Here is a 20,813-nt window from a genome sequence, read left to right as displayed (position 1 = left end):
AAAATGTTGGAATTCGTACTTTAGTGGAGAATTGTCTCAAGTGGACTTCTGCGACCTGCATTCCGTGCTGGCACATAAGCAACTGTAATTGCTCCAAAGAAGATTATAGCAAATATTTTTAAAAAGAACATCCAGTTGAAATAAAAAATTGAGGAAGGCGCAATTGAGAATTCAGGAAGAGAAGGGAGAATAATTGAATTTAATACGTTCCCGAGAACGAAAGCAAAAATACATCCGGAGAAAATCCCTCCTCCAAGAATGAGAATCCCTTGTGAAAAAAATATGTTCCGAATATCGGATGGAGATCCGCCGAGTGTTTGAAGAATTCCGATGCTTTTTTGGTGTTCTAAAATGGAAAGAGAGAGTACTGATCCACAAAAAAGAAACGCGAGAGCAAGAATGAGTCCGGCAGTAATAAGAATGATTGTTTCTAGTCCAAAGAGCAGATTTCGTACTGTATCAAGATTGGCTGAAAGATCCCTCGTTAAAAGATGCATCTCCTGAAACTTTTGCTTCAGCAAAGGAACATCTTCCTGGTTCCAGACCTTCACTACTGTAGATTTTGGGAGAAGTTCTTCAGCGGAGATTTTTTCATATTTCATCCACATTTCTCGGGCAATTTTTTCAGGAATTCCAAAAGTAAAGGGCGAAAGAAAAGGAGCAAAACCGACAATTTTTCCTTTTTTTACCTCCGGAGAAACTCCTTCAGGAAAGCTCTGAAAAAAATCCAAATAATTTATTTTTCCGAAAGTGAATTCCATTTCTTGACCGAGAAAATTTTTGAGTGTTTTTTTAGATGCCCCGGGAACAATTTCTCCAATCGTGGAATTGTATATTTCCACGAGGAGTGGAGAAAGCACCACTGGTATAAAATCTTCAGAGCCCGTAAATGTTTGCCATTCCGGAAGATATTCCTGAAGAAGTTCTGAAGGATATCCGCTGAGTGTGGAATCAAATGCAAATCCGACACCAAAAATTATTTCTGCATTTGTCGCTACAGGAAATGGAATTCTTGTTTCTGGATATACTTTTTTCACCTCAGGAAGTTTTTCAATCTGACGAAATATTTCAGGGGATATATACCCTTCTGATCGAGCACGAAAAAATACGAGTGGGTCAAATCCCGATGAGGTTTTTGGTTCCGCCATAACGACAAGAGCTTCAGAACTGAGCTCTTTTTCTATCGGAAGAAGAATGCTCAGTTTTACTCCCTCCGCAAAAGATAAAAACAAAACCAGGAGAAATGTCCCTATAAAAACACCTCCAAACACAAGGATATTCCTCCCCAGACGACGCCTAAGAAGACGATATGCAAAAGAAATTATCTGGAGAGTTTTCATGGGATTTCAACGAAAAGATGTTGCAATTTTATGGTATAATTCCTACACTCTTCGAGCTTTCCTAAAGCATGGCGGCCGTAGTTCAGTGGCTAGAGCGTCGGGTTGTGGTCCCGAATGTCATGGGTTCGAATCCCATCGGCCGCCCCACAAAAATAGTCTCTACTTTTCATCTTCGTGAGGCTTTTTTTAGAGATGTTCATTCTCTCATTATTCTTCATTGGAATATTTGCAGGAGAGGAAGAACAATGGTTGAAAGTAAAGCAATCGTGGAGAGAACAGCCAGTGTCACCACCATTGCTTTTTTTGTTTTTGAATTCATGGGGTAAGGAAAAAAATGAAAAATTAAGGAGCCTCGACTTGAATATCCTGTGAATCCTGAGAAGTCGTATTATTCTCATCCATCACAGAGAGTCTGACGGTATATGTTCCAGCGGCAGAAAAAGTGTGTTCCGGTGCGCGTTCTTCAGAAATGTATCCGTCTCCAAAATCCCACTTCCATTTTTGAATAGTCCCGTCAGAACAGTCTTTAAAGAGAATTGGAAGCGGGGCTTTTCCAGAAAGCCTGCTCGGTTCAAAGCATGCTTTCAGCGCAGGTTCTCGTACAGCAATCACTTTTTTTCCAGAAATTCTATCTCCATTTTCTGAAGTAATTTGAAGCCCTACTGTAAAAGTTCCCACCTTGGTGAATGTATGTGTGGTATGGGCTCCGGTCAGCTGAGGCTGTGTTCCATCTCCAAAATTCCATTCGAACGAGAGAATCTTGCATTTTATCCCACAACTTGAGCCAGAGCCGTCAAATGTGATTGTCAATGGAACAGATCCGGTTTCAGGAGTTGCAATAATATTCGCCTGTACTGGATTTTTCCCAAGAAGAACTTCACGAGTTGCCGTGCTCTGATTTCCATCAGCATCACGGAGAGTAAGAGTTACCGTATATTCTCCAGCTGTTTCGAAGGTATACGTGAATTTTTCCCCATACTCATCGGGAATTCCATCTGTATTTACATCCCAATCCCAACTGACAATATCTCCATCAGGATCTTTTGATTGACTCGCATCAAAAGTAACGGTGAGCGGGCTTTCTTTTTCGATAATTTTCCCTGATGCATCTCCCGCTGGCACACTCGTGAGTACTATCTCGGGGGCTTTTGAAGTTCCTTTTACGACAATTTCCACAGTGTCCGTAGCTTCCATCTTGATATCATTTGTAATACGCAATTCTACGCGATATGTTCCTGGTGCTACATACGTGTGTGTTACGACATCGCCTTTTCGCAAAGTATCTTTTTCTCCCAAATTCCAAAAATATCCCGTAATTTTGCCTTCAGAGGAAAAGGAATCTTTTCCTGAAAACTCTACCTTAAGTGGCGCAAATCCCTCTACTAAAGACGCTTCAATAATAGCTTTGATCTGCTCAGAAGTAGCACCTGTGGTTGTAATTCTGCGTTCGTACGTTTCTACGCGTCCATCCTGAAGACGAATGCGAAGTCTCACTGGAAATACTCCGACTTTTTGATATGTATGTTTCATCTGGGCATTCGTCGTCGTTTCATCTACCACAGAGTCTCCATCAAAGTCCCATTCAAATATCTGTACGGAAAGTCCCTCGGTAATATCTTTGGCATCAAATGAAACCTCTAAAGGAACTTCCCCTGCGTCAGGAGTTGCAACAAAAAGAACGTCGTCGACTTCAAACTGCCTCTGAAATTCTTGTGGATTTTCCCCCTCTATTTCCACCATGAGAGACACCACGTGCACTCCTTTTGTTGCAAACCATAAATTTACCGTGGGATCACGACCGGTATTTACTTCGTACGTTCCATCACTTTCTTTATCCCACAAAAATCTTTGAACTTTTTTCTTTTGACGGGCAAACTCTCCTGCTATGCTTTTTGCAGAAAATGCAATGGTGAGCGGTGCGATGATTTTGTCCCCTGGATTCAAATTCAAAACTTCAATTTGATTTCGTGTCCCTACTGCTCCTGCCTCTAAAGTATTAATGTAGGCAAACATTCCGAGCCATGCCAGGACAACAACAAAAATAAGTCCTCCGGAAACTGTTCCAAAAACGAGTGAGTTTCTGCGCTTTTCCCGTTCTTCCTTTTTTGCAGAAATTCCGCGAAATATTCCAATAGAAAAGAGGAGGAGAAGGAGAAGTGTAAGTCCGCCAAATATCCAATTGACAAGCGATTTCAAAAACTCCTTCACTTCTCCACTTTCTATTCCAAAGCTTTGTAAAATTGGATTTTTCCCTCCTCCTACAGAAAGAATGAAAATGAGAAGTGTAACAATAAGAAGAAAGAGTAAAAACAGCGTTGCAAAAAGGGCTGTTCCTGACATTTGTTTTTTCGGAGGAGTCTTTTCCACTTTTTGATTTGCAAGTACTTTGGAGGAGGCTTCTCGTTCTTTCTGAAGAGATTCAAGAAAGATATTTTTTTCTTCTTCGGTGGGCATAGGAAAGAAAATAATCTTGCTCGCATTGTCTCAAAAAATGGAGTGGAGCGCAAAGAGAATGCTCTCAGAAAATGTTATGAGAAAATCTTGTTCTTTTCTGAGCGAGTTCATTTCTCTCGTCAAAATTTCAAAAACACAGTATCTTTATTCAGCAGGTTTCTTCTGAACTTATGGATGAGAGAATTTTTTATGTAGACCAGGACACCGATATTTCCGAATTTATTTCGAAAATTGTTTCTGCGAAAGCAGATACCATTGTTTTTGTTCTGCCGCGAAAGTCTCTTCTTTTTGAGAGTATTGTGAATCTCCAGATTCTTCGGAGTGAGGCGGAAAAAAATGGAAAGTCTCTGGTCGTTATCACCATACTCGCAAAGGCTCGAAAAATGTGCGAAACAGCAGGAATAGAAAGTCATCCTACTTTGGAACACTGGGAGAAAAAACTTCCAGAAGACACTATTTCTGCCAAAAAAAATCCTGTGAATGTAAACTTTGAGCGTTCTTTTGTTCGGAAAAGATCAATTGGCATCACAGAAGAGGGGTCTTTGCATCATCCACCAGTATCTGAAAGGGCAAACTGGAAGGACGTCTTTTCAAAGCCATCATGGGAAGCCCTCCTTGGCCTTTTCATTTTCTCCGTCGGACTTCTTGCCTTTCTTTCGTTTTTGGCGTTCCCCGGTGCAACCATAGATATTAAACCTGAAAAAAAAGGCGTAGAAACTATTGTAAATGTGATGCTCTTCAATCTCGAAAATGAAAAAAACCGTGATGTTCTTTATCAAAAAGAAGGTATTGCTGGGTTTCCTATTGAGTCGGTTTTTGAGAAAAGTATTAAGTTCCCTACTATCACAAAAGATTTTCGTGGATCTCATTCCTCTGGTGAAATTACGGTATATAATTTTTCCCCCGAAGAAAAAAGGCTCCGCCCACAGACACGATTTCAAACTCCGGAAGGACTTGTTTTCCGAATATCAGATTGGCTAGAAATTCCGGCCGAGAAGAAAGATGCGTCTCAAAATATCGTTCCTGGAATGCGCACGGTTTCTGTAACAGCTGATGCAGAAGATGTTTCTGGGAAAATTGTAGGAGAAGAAGGAAACATTGGTCCTTCCAAATTTTTTCTTCCCGGTCTTTCTGAGGCATTTCGGGAAAAAATATGGGCAGAATCGACTTCCCCATTTTCAGGAGGGCGAACGGATTGGTCGCCAAAAATAACATCTTCTGACATAGGGGCAGCAAAAAATAAAATTACCACTGATCTTTTGGGAAGTGCTGAAGAAAATCTTCAGAAATTTATCTCAGAAAAAAATTCTCAAGAAACGTTGGATTTGAGTCTTCTCCTTGGAAAATCATTTTTAGAAACAAAAATTATGGACATCGTCGTTGAGAATGATATTCTCGGAAAGAATCAGGAAAGTTTTTCTGTATCGGCTAAAATACGAGTCCGTACCTGGGCATATTCTGAGAATGCCCTCTATTCACTCCTTTGGGATTCCCTCTCTGCCAAAACTGACCCAAAAATGAGGCTTGTTGGAATTGATGAAGAAAGTATCTCTCCTGAACTTTTAGAGCGAGATGAAAAAAACGGTTCTCTCAAGCTTGCTATTTCCGTGAGAGGAGCTGAAGAATACGTTATTGATCCGAGAAGTGAGCAGGGAATTCTTTTTGTGAATTCCATAAAATCTGAGATTGAGGGAATGGAAAAAAATGCTGCAGAAGCACTTATTTCGAATAAGGAGGAGGTTTCTGAAGTCTCTATTTCTCTTTGGCCATTCTGGAGCTCAACAATTCCGAAACTGCCGGAAAATATTTCCATTCGCCTTTCTTCTGGAACGAGTTCAAAATAGCCTCATTAAAATTTATATAAAAATTCTGTGATCTTTTTGGCAAAATATCCAGGAGTGATTATTTTCTCCGCGAAATTCTTGGTATAATTGACCGAAAAAAAATTTAAAGACATTTTTCAAAAATTCAGGTATCCTCCTTATTGAAGTTTTTATTCCTTTTTCCTTTCTTTTCATGAAAAAATTTTTCTTGCTATTTGTCCCTTTCCTTCTCGCAGGATGTGCTCTTACTCCTGAAGACAAAATTTCTAAAATTGTTGATCAAAAATTGGCGGAGTATGTGGAAAGCGCTGATTTTGATGCCGCTATTGAAAGTTCAGTTGAGCGTTTGTCTTCAAAGAACCAGCTCGATCAGCAAAAAGCTGCTCTTAGAGAACAGAAACAAGCGGCAGAAAAGGCAAAAAATGTGCGAGCTCTTTCTGATGAGGATCATCTCTATGGGAATAAAAGTGCTGAAATTGTTCTCTTTGAATATTCTGATTTCGAGTGTCCTTTTTGTGCAAAATTCCACCCAACAGCAAAAGAGGTAGTGGATAATTCTAGCGGAAAAGTAGCATGGGTATATCGACATTTCCCGCTCAGTTTCCATCCGGGATCTCAGAAAAAGGCCGAGGCGAGTGAGTGTGTTGCAAAACTCGGCGGAAATTCCGCATTTTGGAAATTCGCAGATGGTCTCTTCGGGGCAGAAAGTTTGTACCCAGTGTCTGACTTGTCTCAGCTTGCAGCAAAAACTGGTGTGAATGCGACAAGTTTTCAGAGCTGCCTTGATTCTGGGGAGATGACGGAAAAAGTGAAAACGTCACTTTCTGAAGGAACTTCTGTTGGCGTTTCAGGAACTCCCGGAAATATTCTCCTGAATACAAAAACTTCTGAAGTTCGCGTTCTTGGAGGAGCGGTTCCAAAAGAAGTAGTTGAAACTGCTATTTCTGAACTCAAGAAATAATTCTCTATTCCGTTTCCCTTTCATCCTCATCTTGAATGAGAAAAGCACGCCGTAGGAATTCTTTAACGCGCAGGCGTTCATCAGTTTTCTCGCATTTTTCAAAGGTGCAAGTGGACATCCCTCGTCCTATTTCTCAAGAAATTGCTGGCGTAATTTTTGGTGTTTTTTCTCTCCTTTTTTTCCTCACCCTTTCCAAAAACCTCGGACTTATTGGAGAGCAGATTGGAACAGGTCTCATTCAACTTTTTGGTGTTGGATCATGGATGTTGCCACCTCTTTTTGCTATCCTTTCTGTTTCTGCCTTTCTTGGGAAAAAAACGAGTTTTAATTTTACGACGCTCCTCGGGAGTTTCTTCCTCCTTTTTGGAGCATCTGGATTTCTCCATACCATTCAAATACCAACTGAGAGTATGGGAAAACCATTTGTAGGAAATCCTCTTGAGGCGGCTGGATTTTTTGGAGTAGCTTCAAGTCTTATTTTCCGAATGTTTCTTGGAGATATGGGCGCATCCATTGTTCTCTTTGGAATCTTTCTTGTTGGAGCTCTTCTCGCCTTTCAAATTTCACTTCGCAGTCTTGGCGTGTTTTTTGTAAAATGCGTCACCTTCTTCTTCCCAAAAACTTCTGAAGAAAAAAAGAGGAAGCCTGCAGAGCAACTGACAATACTCAAGCCAAGTTTCATTGAGCAGGAAGTGCAAAAAGTAATGAAGGAAGAGTTCAAAAAAGAGGAAGAGCAGTTCGAAGTAATTCGACCAAATTTTGAAAAACCCGTTCTTCAAGAAAAACAAAGAAAATCTTTAAAAACTGACCAGACTCGAATTCCTTCCGGAGATTTTTCGCAGTGGGAAGCTCCGACTCTTGACCTTTTAAACCCTGCTGTATCAAAAATTCTTACCAAAGACAGCGATCTCAAAAAAATGGCGGAGGAAATTCAGCGCAAACTCGCTCATTTTGGCTTAGAGGTGGACATGAAAACTGCTCACGTTGGACCGACGGTTACGCAATTTACGCTTATTCCTGAAGAATCTATCAAACTTTCGAAAATTACGGGGTTAAAAAACGAACTTGCCCTTGCTCTTTCTGCTGAGAGCGTGCGTATTGAAGCTCCTATTCCTGGAAAAAATCTTGTGGGAATCGAAATCCCGAATTTGAAACGAACAGTTGTCCATCTCCGAGAAATCATGGAATCTCCTGAATATCATGAGCCGAGGAGTTCTCTCAAGCTTCCCATAGGGCGTGATGTCTCTGGTGATCCGATTATTGAGGATCTCGCCGAAATGCCGCACATTCTTATTGCCGGTGCAACTGGATCAGGAAAGTCAGTTGCCACAAATACTTTTCTTATTTCTCTGCTCTTTCAAAATTCTCCTGCAGACATGCGTCTTATTTTGATTGATCCGAAGAGAGTTGAACTTATGCCATATAACGGAATTCCTCATCTTTTAACTCCGGTAATTACTGATGCAGAAAAAGCACTTGCGGCACTCAGGTGGTGTGTCAGTGAAATGATGCGAAGATACACAGAAATGGGAGAGAAAAAATATCGAAATATTACGGAATACAATGAAAAAGAACCGGAAAAAATGGCGAAAATTGTGATTATGATAGATGAACTTGCAGACCTTATGATGCGCCAATTCCGAAAGGATACTGAGGCGGTTGTATGTCGTCTCGCGCAAATGGCGCGCGCTGTGGGAATTCATTTGATTATTTCCACACAGAGACCATCGGTAGATGTGATCACCGGGCTTATCAAGGCAAATATTCCCTCACGCATTTCTTTTGCCGTAACAGCGCAAGTTGATTCCCGCACCGTTCTCGATACCATCGGCGCAGAAGATCTTCTCGGAAAAGGTGATATGCTCTTTACGAATCCAAAACTTTCAAAGCCGCAACGCATTCAGGGAATTTATATTTCTGGCGCGGAAATAGAGCGAGTGATCAATCGTATTAAACTCTCAATGGGAGATTTTGAGCATATCGATCTTATTGATGAAGCTTCGGAAGTCGGAACTGTATCTTTTTCAGGAGGAAGTTTTGGCGGAGGAATTGGGGATGAAGATGATCTTGAAGAGGAAGCTCTTTCTTTGATTCGGGGGACAGGGAAAGCATCCGCATCTCTTCTTCAGCGAAGGCTTTCTGTTGGATATGCTCGTGCAGCGCGCATTCTTGATATTTTGGAAAAGAAAGGACACATCGGACCTTCTCGTGGGGCAAAGCCAAGAGAGGTGTTTATGTAAAATGTTGTCGAGGTTCGACAACAGAATAGAGAAATCTCGTGTGCCAAAAAAAGCCCCGAAGATTTCGGAGCTTTTTGATATTACTTCACTTTGCCAATATTCCTGTAAAATATGTCGAGAAAAGGCTTGATTTTTATTGAACACTAAAGCTCTTTTTGAGAGCCGCAACTTTTCCGGAAACGGTTGTAAGAACTACTTCATAATTCCCTGTTGGCCATGGACCTTGTTGTTCTATCGTCCCTTTCATATTAAACACCGTTCCTTCTGGAATTTTAATGTCTGCAGAAGCTATTTCTAGCGGTCCTTGAATGTCCGGATTTCCCCCAACATAGTTCCAAGTTACTTTTACCGACTCATTTGCTTCAGCATAATTGTATATAGCTGTGGCGTATAAGGACGTTTCGACCGGCTGAAACGTCGTAGAATCACTTGAGCAAAGATCTCCGGTTATCTGAGAACAAAGCTTCAGATCGGTGATACTCGGAGCATTGAGGGAGACAGAGCACGCAGCGAAAACAAGCATCGGGAGAACGAGCGCGGTAAGTTTTTTCATTGGAAAAGGAGAAAATAGTAAAAACGTGCCTATCATAGCATCTCTTTATGGATATGTGTAAAGATGATTTTTCCCTATTTTTTTCCACGCCTTGTCCTTTTTCAGAAAATTCGAGAAACTTTCCCGTGAATACTCTTTTTTTGAAATGTGCTTCTTTTCCTCGATATAGAAACCACTGGCCTCAGCCATGAAATTGCCGATATTTTTGAGCTTTCTGCGGCACGATTTGATGGAGAAAAAGTCATAGCGACGTTTGATGAGCTTATTCGTCCTTCGGAAGAAGATTTTGAAATTCCGCCTCAAATTCGGCGTCTTTGTCGAATTACCAAAGATGATCTTATTCTTAAGCCACAATTAAAAGTTATTCGCACGAAATTTTTACAAGAATTTCTCCACGAGGACGATATTATTGTTGGGCATAATATTTCGTTTGATACGGAATTTCTCCGCGCAAAAGGTTTTGAATTTTCAAATAAAGAAATTGATACATATCCACTTTCAACAATTCTTCTCCCTGATGAAGAAAGTTATTCGTTGGAAATCCTTACACAAAAATACGAGCTTCCTCATGAAGGTGCTCATCGTGCCATGAGTGACGTTCTTGCAAATATAGAGCTCTGGAAACTTCTTTCAACGAAATATGTGCTCGGCACTTCAGAGCCGACTCGGGAAAAAGATCGTGCTCTTCTTCAAAAGACTTCTTGGTCTGGAAAAATATTTTTCTTTGAAGCGAGAATGTTTTTTGAAGAAGAAAAGCACCTTCAGATGGCGCGTATTTCGGAAAAAAAATCATGCTTTTTCCCTTTGCAAAAAACGGAGAAGGAAGAAGTTTTTCAGAAGGAAGTTGCTTCTGTTTTTGAAAAAGGGAAAAAATCAATATGGGAAATTTCTCCTCGATTCCCTTCTGATCCTTTTTTTCTGGCGACTGAAAGCGCTGTCTCGTTTTCTTCGAAACATCATGTTCCGGTGGGAATCGTTTTTTCTCCGCGAATGAAACCTCGTATTCGGGATCTTCTCTCATATTTTTCAGAGAAATTCCCGCATATGTCTTTTGTAGAATTTTCACTTCCAGAAATGAAAATGTGCGAATCTCGAGTTCAAAAATTCTTAGAAAAACCAGAATATACTGATCTTGAGGCAATTGTGGGACTTAAGGTTTTGCGAAACTTAGAACGAGGCGAGTCTTCTCTCCCTCTTTTGAAACGTGAAGAATGGAGCGTGAGTCCTGAAATTCGTGATACTATCCATGTTGACTGTTCTGATTCTTGTCCGGGAAAACAATTCTTGCCAGAAAAATTAGTCGGGAAATATGACATCTTTTTCATTCCGCAAAAACTGCTTCGAGAATATCACGGAAAATACATACTCCTCGAAGGAGCGGAGTATCTTGAAGATATTCTCACTCTTTTGTCGGAGATTCGTGTTTCTTCAGAAGAGACTCTTTCTCTTTCCTCACTTTTTTCTGAAGATATTCGCGAAAAAATCAGATTCACATTTGAGCTTTTGGGCGGATTTCTCCGAAAGAGGGCAGGAGAGAATGAGTACGCTGTTGAAATAGATGTTGATGCAGGAATTCGAAAAGAGAAAGATTGGAATGAATTTTTTGAAGTGTTTTCAGAAATTCTTGAAGAAATAGACCAGAGTAATGCGCCTTCTTCTCTCATAAAAGCCATTACTCTGTGGCGTGATTTTTTTGGAGAAAATCATCGTGCAAATGAATTGCAATTTTTTCGTTTACTTCCGGAAAATAGTATAGAGTGCTATAGAAACAGCATTTCTCTGGATTTCGCTTGGGAGGATTTTTCCAAAAAGCATCCTTGCTTTTTGCTCTTTGGAGAACATTTTTCTAAAAATGTTCGTGAAGAGTGGGTTCTTCCGTTTTCTCTTCCAGCCGAGATCGAAAAAAAGATGATCTTTCTTGGAGAAAAACCTTCTCCTTCGCTTGTACGATTCTCTTCATCTGATGGGATTTCCTCTGGAGATAATACTCCAAAAGTTGCCGCCGAATGGCTTCTCCAAATAATTGATGCCCCGGTTCGCAATATTCTCGCCCATTTTCCTTCTCAAAAAATGTTAGAGCAAGTGGAAGAATATCTTCTTCATGCGCTTTCTCAAAACGATATCGCTTGTATTACGCCCAAAAGTGGAAGTAGGGGCAAAATTCAAGCGATTTTACAAAAGCCAGGTCGAAAAATTCTCATGGGAACTTCGCGATTTTTTGATCAGGTTTTTCCTATAGAGGGAATTTCTTTTGATGTATTTTTTTATCAAAAGTTCCAATTCGATCCTCCCGGGATGGCTCTTCTTTCGAAAAGGAAGAATTTATTCTCCCATTCTTTCGAAGAATACATTGTTCCGAGAAGTGTTGCGCGTTTTGAGCGAGAACTTTTTCGTCTCTTTTCCTCACAAAAAGAACCATATGTATTTTTTTGTTTTGATCCTCGAATTCGAGAAAAAAAAGGATATGGGAAGTTTTTTGAGGCGGCTCTTCGAGAAAATCTTGAGATTGAGCCAATTTGTAGGAATGAACTGAAGTCTTTCTTTTCGTGAAGTTTTGTGTTTGCGTTTTCTTTTTAAAAAGTGTATAATTATGTGAAAATTTAAAAATATAAACATATACACATGAAATCCCTCGCACATTTCAAAGTTCGCAAAATTATTATGCTTTTTCTCGCGGCAGCTCTTGCTGTTAGCTTGGGAATAGCGTCTTCTTCAGCAGCGGAGGAAGTGGTCGTGAAAAATCCTGCGATTACTCCATACGATACGGCTCTTTCTGTTTCTTGGGATGCGCTTTCATCCGCGACGGACCCAGTAATTTCGTATGAAGTACACTATGGGATCGCTTCTGTTTCAGAAAAACTTGCAAAAGATTATGATACTACTCTAGACACGAAGACGACAGAAACTACGTATATTTTACGAAATCTCACAAATGGTGTTCGGTATTATATCGCTGTGGGGGCTATTTTGAAGAGTGGCGCAAAAACAACTGCTCTTTCTGAGGAAGTTTTCTCCGCTCCTGCATCAGTATATGCCGATGCTCCAGCAGCGAAAGATGCAAAAACTGTTGAACCAGTACCACAAGAAGATTGCACTGTTGACGATAAGAAGGCTCCTCAAGTAAAAGAAGCAAAGGCTCTTACGAAAGATCTCGTAAAAGTAACTTTTTCTGAATGTATAACTCTTCCTGACCTTTTTCCGGAACTTAATTTTTCCATAAAGGAATCTGCTGATGAGAAGAAAGTGCTTCCTGTTTCTGCTGTGGAATACAAAATAGACTATAAGGGGGAAAAGGATAAAGAAGAAGTGCACAAGAATATCTTATTTGTAACGCTCAAAGAAAAAATGACACGTGATGTCAAATACGCGGTTTCTGTGGGAGCGGCTATTGTTGATCTTCAAAAGAATCCAATCGAAAGCGGCGCAACGGATTCTGCGTATTTTACCGGAACGGATGCTCTGGAAATTCCTGAAGCCGAGAAACCGCTTGTGAGTAAAGTCGGGGAAGAACCAAAAACAGAAGTGAAGACTGAAGAAAAAACAGGTCCCGATTCAAAAACGGAAGTTTCAAAGGATACGACTCCTCCAGAAAATGTAACGGATTTGAAAATTTCTTCTACTCCACGCCTCAAAGATTTCCTTTTGAGTCTCTCCTGGAAGAAAAGCACGTCTTCTGATGTTGACCATCAGACTGTTTATGAGAGCACTGACAAGGGGAAGAATTGGGTTGATGGAGTAAAACTTGAAAAAGACACGGAAAAATATGACACCTCTGGAAAACCAGAAACGGAGCATACTACGAAGGTTTCTGCAACAGATACTTCTGGAAATGAAAATTCCGGAACGATCGAGTCGATACGGTTGCCAGCTCTCCCTCAAACGGGAGCCCCTCTTTCTTTGGCTGCTTTGGCAAGTGCATTATATGTTGTCATCCGTCGTCGACAGAAAAAATAAGATCGATATATTTCGTTTCCTCCCGTCGAAAAGCCCCTTTTGAGTGTTATCTCAGAGGGGTTTTTTTGGATGTCCGCTTTGAAGGAGAAGATTCTTTTGCGAAAGTGTCTCTATATATTTGCAAAAATGTCCAAGAAATTTTTTCTGTTATTTTTCTTTGGGAATCTCCTTTTTGCATTTTTTCTCTTCGGAGAAAGTGACCGAATTTTTGATGAACAATTTCACTTTAAGACCTATGACATTCCTCTTGGTGATGCGATCCTTATGAAAACTCCTCATGGAAAATTTGTGACAATTGATGGTGGCGATGATTCCACTTTCGTTTCAAAGCTTTCTCAAGATCTTCCGTTTTGGAACAGAGAAATTGAGCTCATGGTGGTTACACATCCGGAAAAGGATCATTTTGTTGGGGCACTCGAATCACTAAAAGTATATTCAGTGAAAAACGTTTTTCTCACGGGAGCAAATGGAAAGACTTCGGAGTTTCGAGAATTTCTTTCCCTCCTCTCAGAAAAAGATATTCCAGTATTTTTTTCTGATTCAGAAAAGGATTTTTGGATTGACGGAGTGTTTTTCGACATTTTTTCTCCTGAGAAGCCGCTTATGGGGAAAGAAATCCAAAAAATGAATAATTCTGGAATCGTTCTTCGGGTGACATTTGAGGATCAATCGATTCTTTTGACCGCGGATATTGAAGCAGATGGCGAAAAAGAAATCTTGAAAAAACCAGTTCCGCTTAAAAGTGATATTTTGAAAGTCGCTCATCACGGAAGTAAAACTTCTTCTTCTCCGGAATTTTTAGAAGCGGTACAGCCGAAGATTTCAGTAATCTCTGCCGGAAAAAAGAACCCGTATGGGCATCCGCATGCCGAGATTGTCGATCGAATTAAGAATTTTGGAAGTGGAGTTTTGGTGACGAAAGATGTTGGAGATATAGAGTTTACTTTAGAATAATTTTTTCGTTTTTGCCCAAAAGGCAATCGAGAACGTGGAGAGAGAAACAAATGGCATCCATATAGTATCAAACTGGATTTCACAGCGATTCGGTCTTTCCATAACTTTAGAAATATTGGTAAAATAATAGCGGTCTTAATTATATTGTCAAATCTCTATTTGTGGTTCATAGTTTTATCAGTAATTCTTTCTATGCATATTCAAGTCCTCCTCCTCTGCTCTGGCCAATCAAAGCGCATGTGGCCGCTTTCGGACAAAATTTTTTTTGATTATCTCGGAAAAACTGTTCTTGAGCACCAAATTGAAAAACTGCTTTCTTTTCCAGAGTTTGATGAAATTCATATTGTGGGGAATGAAGAAAATATTGAAAAAATTCAAGCTCTTGTTTTGCCGAAGTTCGCAGGAAAAAAAATAGAGTGGACATTTTCAATCCAAAAAAAACTAGAAGAAGGCATGCTTGGTGGGGTTCTTGATGCTCAGGACAAAATCGATATGAAGAAGCCTTTTCTCCTTATGAGTTCAAATGATTTTGTGGAAAACTTTTTCTTTGCGAACTTACTTCAAAAAGCCGCAAAATCAGATTCCGACATTCTTGTTTGTGGAAAAAATGTGGAAAAGTATTTCCCCGGTGGATATCTTGTTTACAATTCTCAAGGATTTGTTGAAAAAATATTAGAAAAACCTGGAATGGGAAATGAACCTTCGCACATGATAAATCTTGTTTTCCACTTTTTTCGGAATCCAAAAAATATATTTCATTTTTTACAGAAAGAGCGAAAGCTGAATTCAGGACACTATGGATATGAAAATGGACTACAAAAATTGTTCGATTCTGGACAAAAGTGTGAAGTGGTGGAATATGATGGATTTTGGCAGGCATTAAAATATCCATGGGACCATTTACGGCTTATGGAATTCTTTCTTTTAAGGCTTTCTGGTCAAGACATTCATCCTTCTGCACAAATATCTCCGCATGCGAGTATTTTGGGGGATGTTGTTTTGGAGGAAGGGGTAAAAGTATTTGATTTCGCTGTCATAAACGGTCCTGCTTATATTGGAAAAAATTGTATTATTGGAAATCATGTGCTGGTTCGAAATTCACATATCGGCGCAGATTCTCTTATTGGTCATGGTACTGAAGTCGCTCGTTCTTACTTCTTAAGACGTGTTCGAACGCATCAGAATTATGTTGGGGACTCGGTACTTGATGAAAATATTTCATTTGGCGCAGGAACGCGAACAGGGAATCTGCGTCTGGACGAAGGGAATATTTCTGTAAAAATTTTTGAAGAAAAAATTCCCACACATTCTCAAAAAATTGGACTTTTTTGTGGGGAAAATGTTCGAGTTGGAATAAACACGAGTATTATGCCGGGGGTGAAAATTGGAAAAAATTCATTTATTGGTGCGAGTTTATGTCTTGAAGAAGACATTCCTGATCGAAGTTTTAAAAAAGGAGTGTTCCAAAGTGTGGAAAAAGAAAATAGATATTAATTCTTTTCACAATGAACACTTTTTTAGGATTCTTGTTTTCTTTTAGTGGAAGGTGTTTTTATGATTTTATGATTTCTACATTTTTTTCACATTCTCTAAAACTCCGCTGAATTGTGGGTTTTTATAAACAGCTTCTTGCTTTTATTTTTTGAGAGTCTTTTTTGTGTTCATATCTTTGTTTTTTGTTCTTATGAAGTCTTTTGTTTTATGAAATATATTTCTTTTTTTATTTCTTTATAAAAGAAATGGTGTGTAATTATAATTATTCTTTTCTTTTTTAAAAAATATATATTATTTAAAGGCGGGTAGTAAAAAGGGATTTGCATTTTTTGAGAAGAGATCGTACTCTTTCTTTAGTTTCCCTCACTGCTTTCTTTATGAAACTTACTTGTCAGCAAAAAGATTTTTTTGAAGCACTTACACTTGTACAAAAAGCAATCAATCCACAAAACACTCTTCCTATCCTCGGGAATGTGCTCTTAAAAGCAGAAGGGCAAAAACTCTATTTATCAGCGACAAATCTAGAAATTGCAATTACAACATCAATTTCCGCAGACATAAAAAATGAGGGAAAAATAACAATACCCGCTAAAATTTTAGTGAGTTATGTGGGATACTTAAAAGAAGGCGAAATAAAGCTTGTTCTTGAAGACGGAGAAACTATTTTTATCCAAGCTGTTGGATCAAAAACAAAGCTCAAAGGAATTTCTCCAGAAGAATTTCCTGTTATTCCCGTTGTTGAAAAAGAAGAATATTTTTCAGTTTCTTCTGAAGCACTAAAAAAATCTATAGAAGAAGTTGTGTTTTGCTGTGCTGGAACAACAACAAGACCAGTTCTTTCCGGAGTATATTTTTGGGGAAAAGATACCACCCTTCATTTGGTAGCGACTGACTCTTATAGGCTTGGAGAAAAGAAGATTACACTTTCTGGGAAAAATTCAATAAAAGATCTCAAAAACATTATCCCCAGCAGAACAATGCAAGAACTTGTACGCATACTTGGGTCTTCAAAAGAAAAAGAAGTTGAAGTTATTTCTTCAAAGAATCAAATCCTTTTTCAAATTGGGACCACAAAACTCATTTCGCGACTTATTGAGGGGAAATTTCCAGAATATACACAAATAATCCCCTCTTCTTACAAAATAAAAGCAAAAATTTCTCGAGATGAACTTATTTTGGGAATAAAAAGAGTTGGACTTTTTGCACGAGAAAACAACAATAATATTAAAGTTTCTTTTAAAAAAACAGGGAGCGTTGAGCTCACAACAGATGCCACAGAGATTGGAAGTGAAGAATCAGAGATCGCTGCTGAGGTCTCAGGAGAGAACACAGAAGTCGCTCTCAATGGACAATATCTCCTCGACGTTCTTCAGAGTATTGATACAAAAACCGTGTATATCCAAACAGAAGAGAAGCTCTCTCCAGTGGTTATCAAGCCAGAAAAAGAAGAAGACTATGTGCACGTCATTATGCCCCTTAAGATTTAAAACTACTTGCAAAAGAAAGAATTTTGGAGAAAAATACATCCCGCGCGAAAATACTATTCCCAAGGTGATTTTTCCCTCTCTTTTTTGAAGGGAAGGTCGACCTGTTGTTTTATAAGACAATAGTTCTTTTTTCTCAGAATGAGCGAAGAATCTTTTCAAAAGAACCACATCCTCCTATCCTCCTTTTTTTTAGGGGATTTTTTGGGAGAGAGTGGTATAAAAATATTCCAAGAAAACAAAAAACTTACTGTGTCTGGAGTTCCAAACATATCTTCAAAATTGTTTTTATTTGAAAATCTCCTCAAATCACATCCAAAAACAAGAAATATCCTTTTTGTTACGGATGGGAAAAATGATCTTCATGAAACCGCTTCTCTTGCCCCCTACTTTCTTTCTGGGAACGGGAAATATATCGATTTTTCTACGCTCTCATTTTCAGAGGAACGAGGACAGGAAAAATCAGAATGGGTTCTTAAAGCTCTTCAAAAGGATGAAGAGGAGAGAATACATGTTTTTTTCTGTACAAAAGAGGACGCTCTCGAATTTTTTCCAAATCCAAAAACAATGGAAGAGGAAAAAGTCATCCTGAAAGAAGGGCAAAAAATTTCAGCAATGCAAATCTTCAACCGCCTCATAAAGATGGGATATTCTCTCACCAGTGATATTTTTTTACAAAAGGGAGAATATCGAAGAAGTGGAAATGTACTTGATATTTTTCCTCTCGGATTTGACAGGCCAGTAAAAGTGGAAGTGTCATTTGATGAAATTGAAAGTATTTTTGAGTTTTTTCCAGAAAGCAAAAAAATCGGGAAACACTTTGGCGAAGTCGCCTTTTATCCCATCAGTCACTCTTTCGAAAAAACAATATTCTCAGAAGTATTTTCCCCCGAAGACATCCAAATTTTTAATGAACTCGAAGAGCTTTCCGAAAACGCATATACCAAACTTTCGTCTTCCTCACCAAAAATACTCGAATTCTCGTCATTCCCGGAAGACGAAAAAACATCAATTCATTTAAGATTCCTCTCTGTTCTCAAGTATTTCAATCTCTCCGATCTTCTTGCAGATTTTCGAGAGAAGGTAACAAGTGAATGGAAAATCGTCATTATGACGAAAAGGAAGGACGAACTCAAAAATATTCTCCTCGAAGAATTTATTCCATTTCAGGAAAATGGGAACCCAGAAAAAGGAATTCTCCTCATAGATGCAGGGGAACTCGAATCAGTACCGCCATCTTTTCAGAATCAAGAGCATAAAATCTGTCTTTTTACTGATCGAGAAATTTTTCATCTTCATGGAAAAAAGGCGAAAAAAATTCAAACATCATCCATCAACATTGACTTTCTCACGAGTCTAAAAGTAGGAGACCTTGTGGTTCATTTGGATCATGGAATTGGAAGGTTTTTGGGAATTTGTGAGCAGGAAATTTCCGGGATTACTCGGGAATATCTCGAAATTTCATATCTTCAAGACGACAAACTTTATGTTCCAGTAGATCAGGCGGATAAAATTTCAAGATATATTTCCGACACAAATGAAGAACCCAAATTAACAAGGCTCGGAGGTGTAGAATGGAAAAACATTCAGAAAAAAGTTCGAGCAGAAACGGAAAAAATCGCAAAAGAACTTCTGCAAATTTACGCTGCGAGAGCCCAGGTAAAAGGCGATAAATTCAACGCAGATAATGAAAAACAAGGACTTTTCGAGGGAGAATTCCCCTACGAAGAAACCCCAGGACAAATTGCCGCAATTCGTGATATCAAAGCGGATCTTGAGAACGATCTTCCCATGGACCGCCTCCTCTGCGGAGATGTGGGATTTGGGAAAACAGAAGTCGCCATGAGAGCTGCATTTAAAGTGGTGCAATCAGGGAAACAAGTCGCCATGATTGCGCCTATTACCATTTTGGTGCATCAACATTTTGACTCATTTCAACAAAGAATGGAAAAGCACGGCGTAAAAATAGAAGTTCTATCGCGATTTAAAACGAAATCAGAACAAAAACAGATATTGCGAGAGCTAGAAAAAGGGAAAATTGATATTGTTCTTGGAACGCACCGACTCCTCGGTGAAGATGTCCGTTTTTATAATCTGGGACTCGTAATCATCGATGAAGAGCAACGCTTTGGAGTGAAGCAAAAAGAAAAATTTAAGAAACTCAGAAGTGAGGTATCTATTCTGACACTCACAGCGACACCAATTCCTCGAACGCTCAATCTTGCGCTCCATAAACTTCGCGATATCTCCACGATCACCACGCCTCCTCCAGGGCGACTCCCGATTATCACAGAAGTTCGGAAATACTCAGATGCTCTTATTCGAGAAGCTATTTTAAAAGAAACAGCACGAGGTGGTCAGGTATATTTCCTCCATAATCGAGTGGAAACAATCGAGGCAATGGCCTATAAACTCCAAAAACTTATCCCAGAAGCCTCTTTTGTAGTGGCTCATGGACAAATGGTCTCGGCAATGCTGGAAGACAGAATTTTTGACTTCAAGGAAAAAAAATATAATGTCCTCGTTTCTTCCACGATTATTGAAAATGGGATTGACCTTCCAAATGCGAATACGCTCATTGTAAACAATGCCGAACAATTCGGGCTTTCACAACTGTATCAACTTCGAGGAAGAATTGGGCGTTCGAAAATTCAAGCATACGCCTATCTCCTCCATTCTTCACAGAAATTGAGTCTTAGCGCAAAAAAAAGATTAAAAGCCCTCATTGAAGCCTCAGAACTTGGAAGCGGATTCCAGCTTTCTATGAGAGATCTCGAAATACGTGGAGCTGGCGATGTGCTTGGGGTAAATCAACATGGAACCGTAAATGTTGTTGGAGTAAGTCACTTTTTGAGGCTCTTAAATCAAACCATTCGTGAACTGCAGGAAGGAGAAATTTTGGGAGGAAAAGAAATAGAGGAAGCGGAAGACGTACTTATCGAAATTGCAATTGATGCCTACATTCCCGGGACATACGTCGTGGATTCAAAGGAAAAAATATTACTCTATCAAAAATTAGCATCAGTAAAAAATCTTGGAACACTGAGAGAGCTCCAAGAAGAGATTTCTGAAGAATATGGGAGAATTCCAAAAGAGGTCATGAATTTATTTAAAGTTTTGGAGGTAAAAATTCTTGCGAGAGAAGCAAATGTTCGAGCTGTAAAAATGGTTTCGGTTACAAAAAATGACAGAGAAATTCATCTCGTGCTCTCAAAGAAAGTAACAGCAGTTGAAATTATGAATCTTTTGAAATATCAGCAAAAATGGAAAATTTCAGGGGAAACATTGAAAACTCCAGTAAAAGAAATGGGATTTGATTGGATGCGCGGAGTTAAAGAAGCTCTCCAAAAACTCGTACCAAAATCAAAAAAAATCATACATGAAATAGAGTCAGAGGAAGAAGTTTTCAAAGAAATAGGAAAATTCAAGGATTATAAGCACCACCCCTAGAGGAGATCAGAAATGACTTCATTTGGAGTACGATATCGAAGTGATTTTCTTGGTCTGTCGTTGAGTTTTTCTTGTACTGCATAGATTTTTTCTTCTGATACTTTGG

The 20,813-nt window shown here is 39.2% G+C and carries 13 protein-coding genes and 1 tRNA gene; 10 read left to right on the top strand and 4 right to left on the bottom strand.

All coding sequences use genetic code 11. The features are described 5' to 3' along the window. Window positions 1–20 precede the first annotated feature (20 nt). Complete coding sequence (locus HZA38_04155) at window positions 21–1,340, bottom strand: FtsX-like permease family protein (GenBank protein ID MBI5414679.1); 1,320 nt, start codon at window positions 1,338–1,340, stop codon at window positions 21–23. 71 nt (window positions 1,341–1,411) lie between these two features. Here HZA38_04155 and HZA38_04150 point away from each other — a divergent pair. Then, a tRNA-His gene (locus tag HZA38_04150) sits at window positions 1,412–1,487 on the top strand. A 195-nt stretch (window positions 1,488–1,682) separates the two neighbouring features. On the opposite strand, the gene HZA38_04145 is transcribed toward HZA38_04150, so the two are convergent. Further along, window positions 1,683–3,794 (bottom strand): PKD domain-containing protein, encoded by a 2,112-nt coding sequence (locus HZA38_04145; GenBank protein MBI5414678.1) that lies wholly within the window; start codon window positions 3,792–3,794, stop codon window positions 1,683–1,685. A gap of 170 nt (window positions 3,795–3,964) precedes the next feature. On the opposite strand from HZA38_04145, the gene HZA38_04140 reads away from it, so the two are divergent. The 3 genes from HZA38_04140 (at window position 3,965) to HZA38_04130 (ending at window position 8,818) form a co-directional block, all read left to right on the top strand. Next, window positions 3,965–5,638: a hypothetical protein gene (locus tag HZA38_04140; GenBank protein MBI5414677.1), complete on the top strand. Its 1,674-nt coding sequence runs from the start codon at window positions 3,965–3,967 to the stop codon at window positions 5,636–5,638. 172 nt (window positions 5,639–5,810) lie between these two features. Further along, the gene (locus HZA38_04135) at window positions 5,811–6,578 is read left to right on the top strand and encodes a DsbA family protein (protein MBI5414676.1); all 768 of its coding nucleotides are present in this window, start codon (window positions 5,811–5,813) and stop codon (window positions 6,576–6,578) included. Between the two features lie 110 nt (window positions 6,579–6,688). Further along, the gene (locus HZA38_04130) at window positions 6,689–8,818 is read left to right on the top strand and encodes a DNA translocase FtsK 4TM domain-containing protein (protein MBI5414675.1); all 2,130 of its coding nucleotides are present in this window, start codon (window positions 6,689–6,691) and stop codon (window positions 8,816–8,818) included. Window positions 8,819–8,951: 133 nt separating this feature from the next. On the opposite strand, the gene HZA38_04125 is transcribed toward HZA38_04130, so the two are convergent. Further along, window positions 8,952–9,371: a hypothetical protein gene (locus HZA38_04125; GenBank protein ID MBI5414674.1), complete on the bottom strand. Its 420-nt coding sequence runs from the start codon at window positions 9,369–9,371 to the stop codon at window positions 8,952–8,954. A 147-nt stretch (window positions 9,372–9,518) separates the two neighbouring features. Between HZA38_04125 and HZA38_04120 the strand changes: the two genes are divergently transcribed. From HZA38_04120 to mfd, 6 genes are all read left to right on the top strand, one after another. Next, the gene (locus HZA38_04120; GenBank protein MBI5414673.1) at window positions 9,519–11,921 is read left to right on the top strand and encodes a hypothetical protein; all 2,403 of its coding nucleotides are present in this window, start codon (window positions 9,519–9,521) and stop codon (window positions 11,919–11,921) included. Window positions 11,922–11,993: 72 nt separating this feature from the next. Beyond that, the gene (locus HZA38_04115; GenBank protein MBI5414672.1) at window positions 11,994–13,325 is read left to right on the top strand and encodes a fibronectin type III domain-containing protein; all 1,332 of its coding nucleotides are present in this window, start codon (window positions 11,994–11,996) and stop codon (window positions 13,323–13,325) included. A 126-nt stretch (window positions 13,326–13,451) separates the two neighbouring features. Continuing rightward, window positions 13,452–14,279, top strand: a complete 828-nt coding sequence (locus HZA38_04110) for a hypothetical protein (protein ID MBI5414671.1) — start codon at window positions 13,452–13,454, stop codon at window positions 14,277–14,279. 192 nt (window positions 14,280–14,471) lie between these two features. Next, window positions 14,472–15,773 (top strand): NTP transferase domain-containing protein, encoded by a 1,302-nt coding sequence (locus HZA38_04105; GenBank protein MBI5414670.1) that lies wholly within the window; start codon window positions 14,472–14,474, stop codon window positions 15,771–15,773. 377 nt (window positions 15,774–16,150) lie between these two features. After that, window positions 16,151–17,260, top strand: coding sequence for a DNA polymerase III subunit beta (gene dnaN, locus HZA38_04100; GenBank protein ID MBI5414669.1), 1,110 nt, complete (start codon window positions 16,151–16,153; stop codon window positions 17,258–17,260). Window positions 17,261–17,398: 138 nt separating this feature from the next. Beyond that, complete coding sequence (gene mfd, locus HZA38_04095; protein MBI5414668.1) at window positions 17,399–20,707, top strand: transcription-repair coupling factor; 3,309 nt, start codon at window positions 17,399–17,401, stop codon at window positions 20,705–20,707. On the opposite strand, the gene HZA38_04090 is transcribed toward mfd, so the two are convergent. Further along, window positions 20,704–20,813 (bottom strand): IS30 family transposase (locus HZA38_04090; GenBank protein ID MBI5414667.1); only part of this gene is annotated, 110 nt, incomplete at its 5' end. The two genes, mfd and HZA38_04090, sit on opposite strands and share 4 nt — an antisense overlap.

The organism is Candidatus Peregrinibacteria bacterium, from assembly GCA_016220175.1.
Lineage (GTDB): Bacteria > Patescibacteriota > Gracilibacteria > CAIRYL01 > CAIRYL01 > JACRHZ01.
This window is presented reverse-complemented; position numbering and strand designations above follow the sequence as displayed.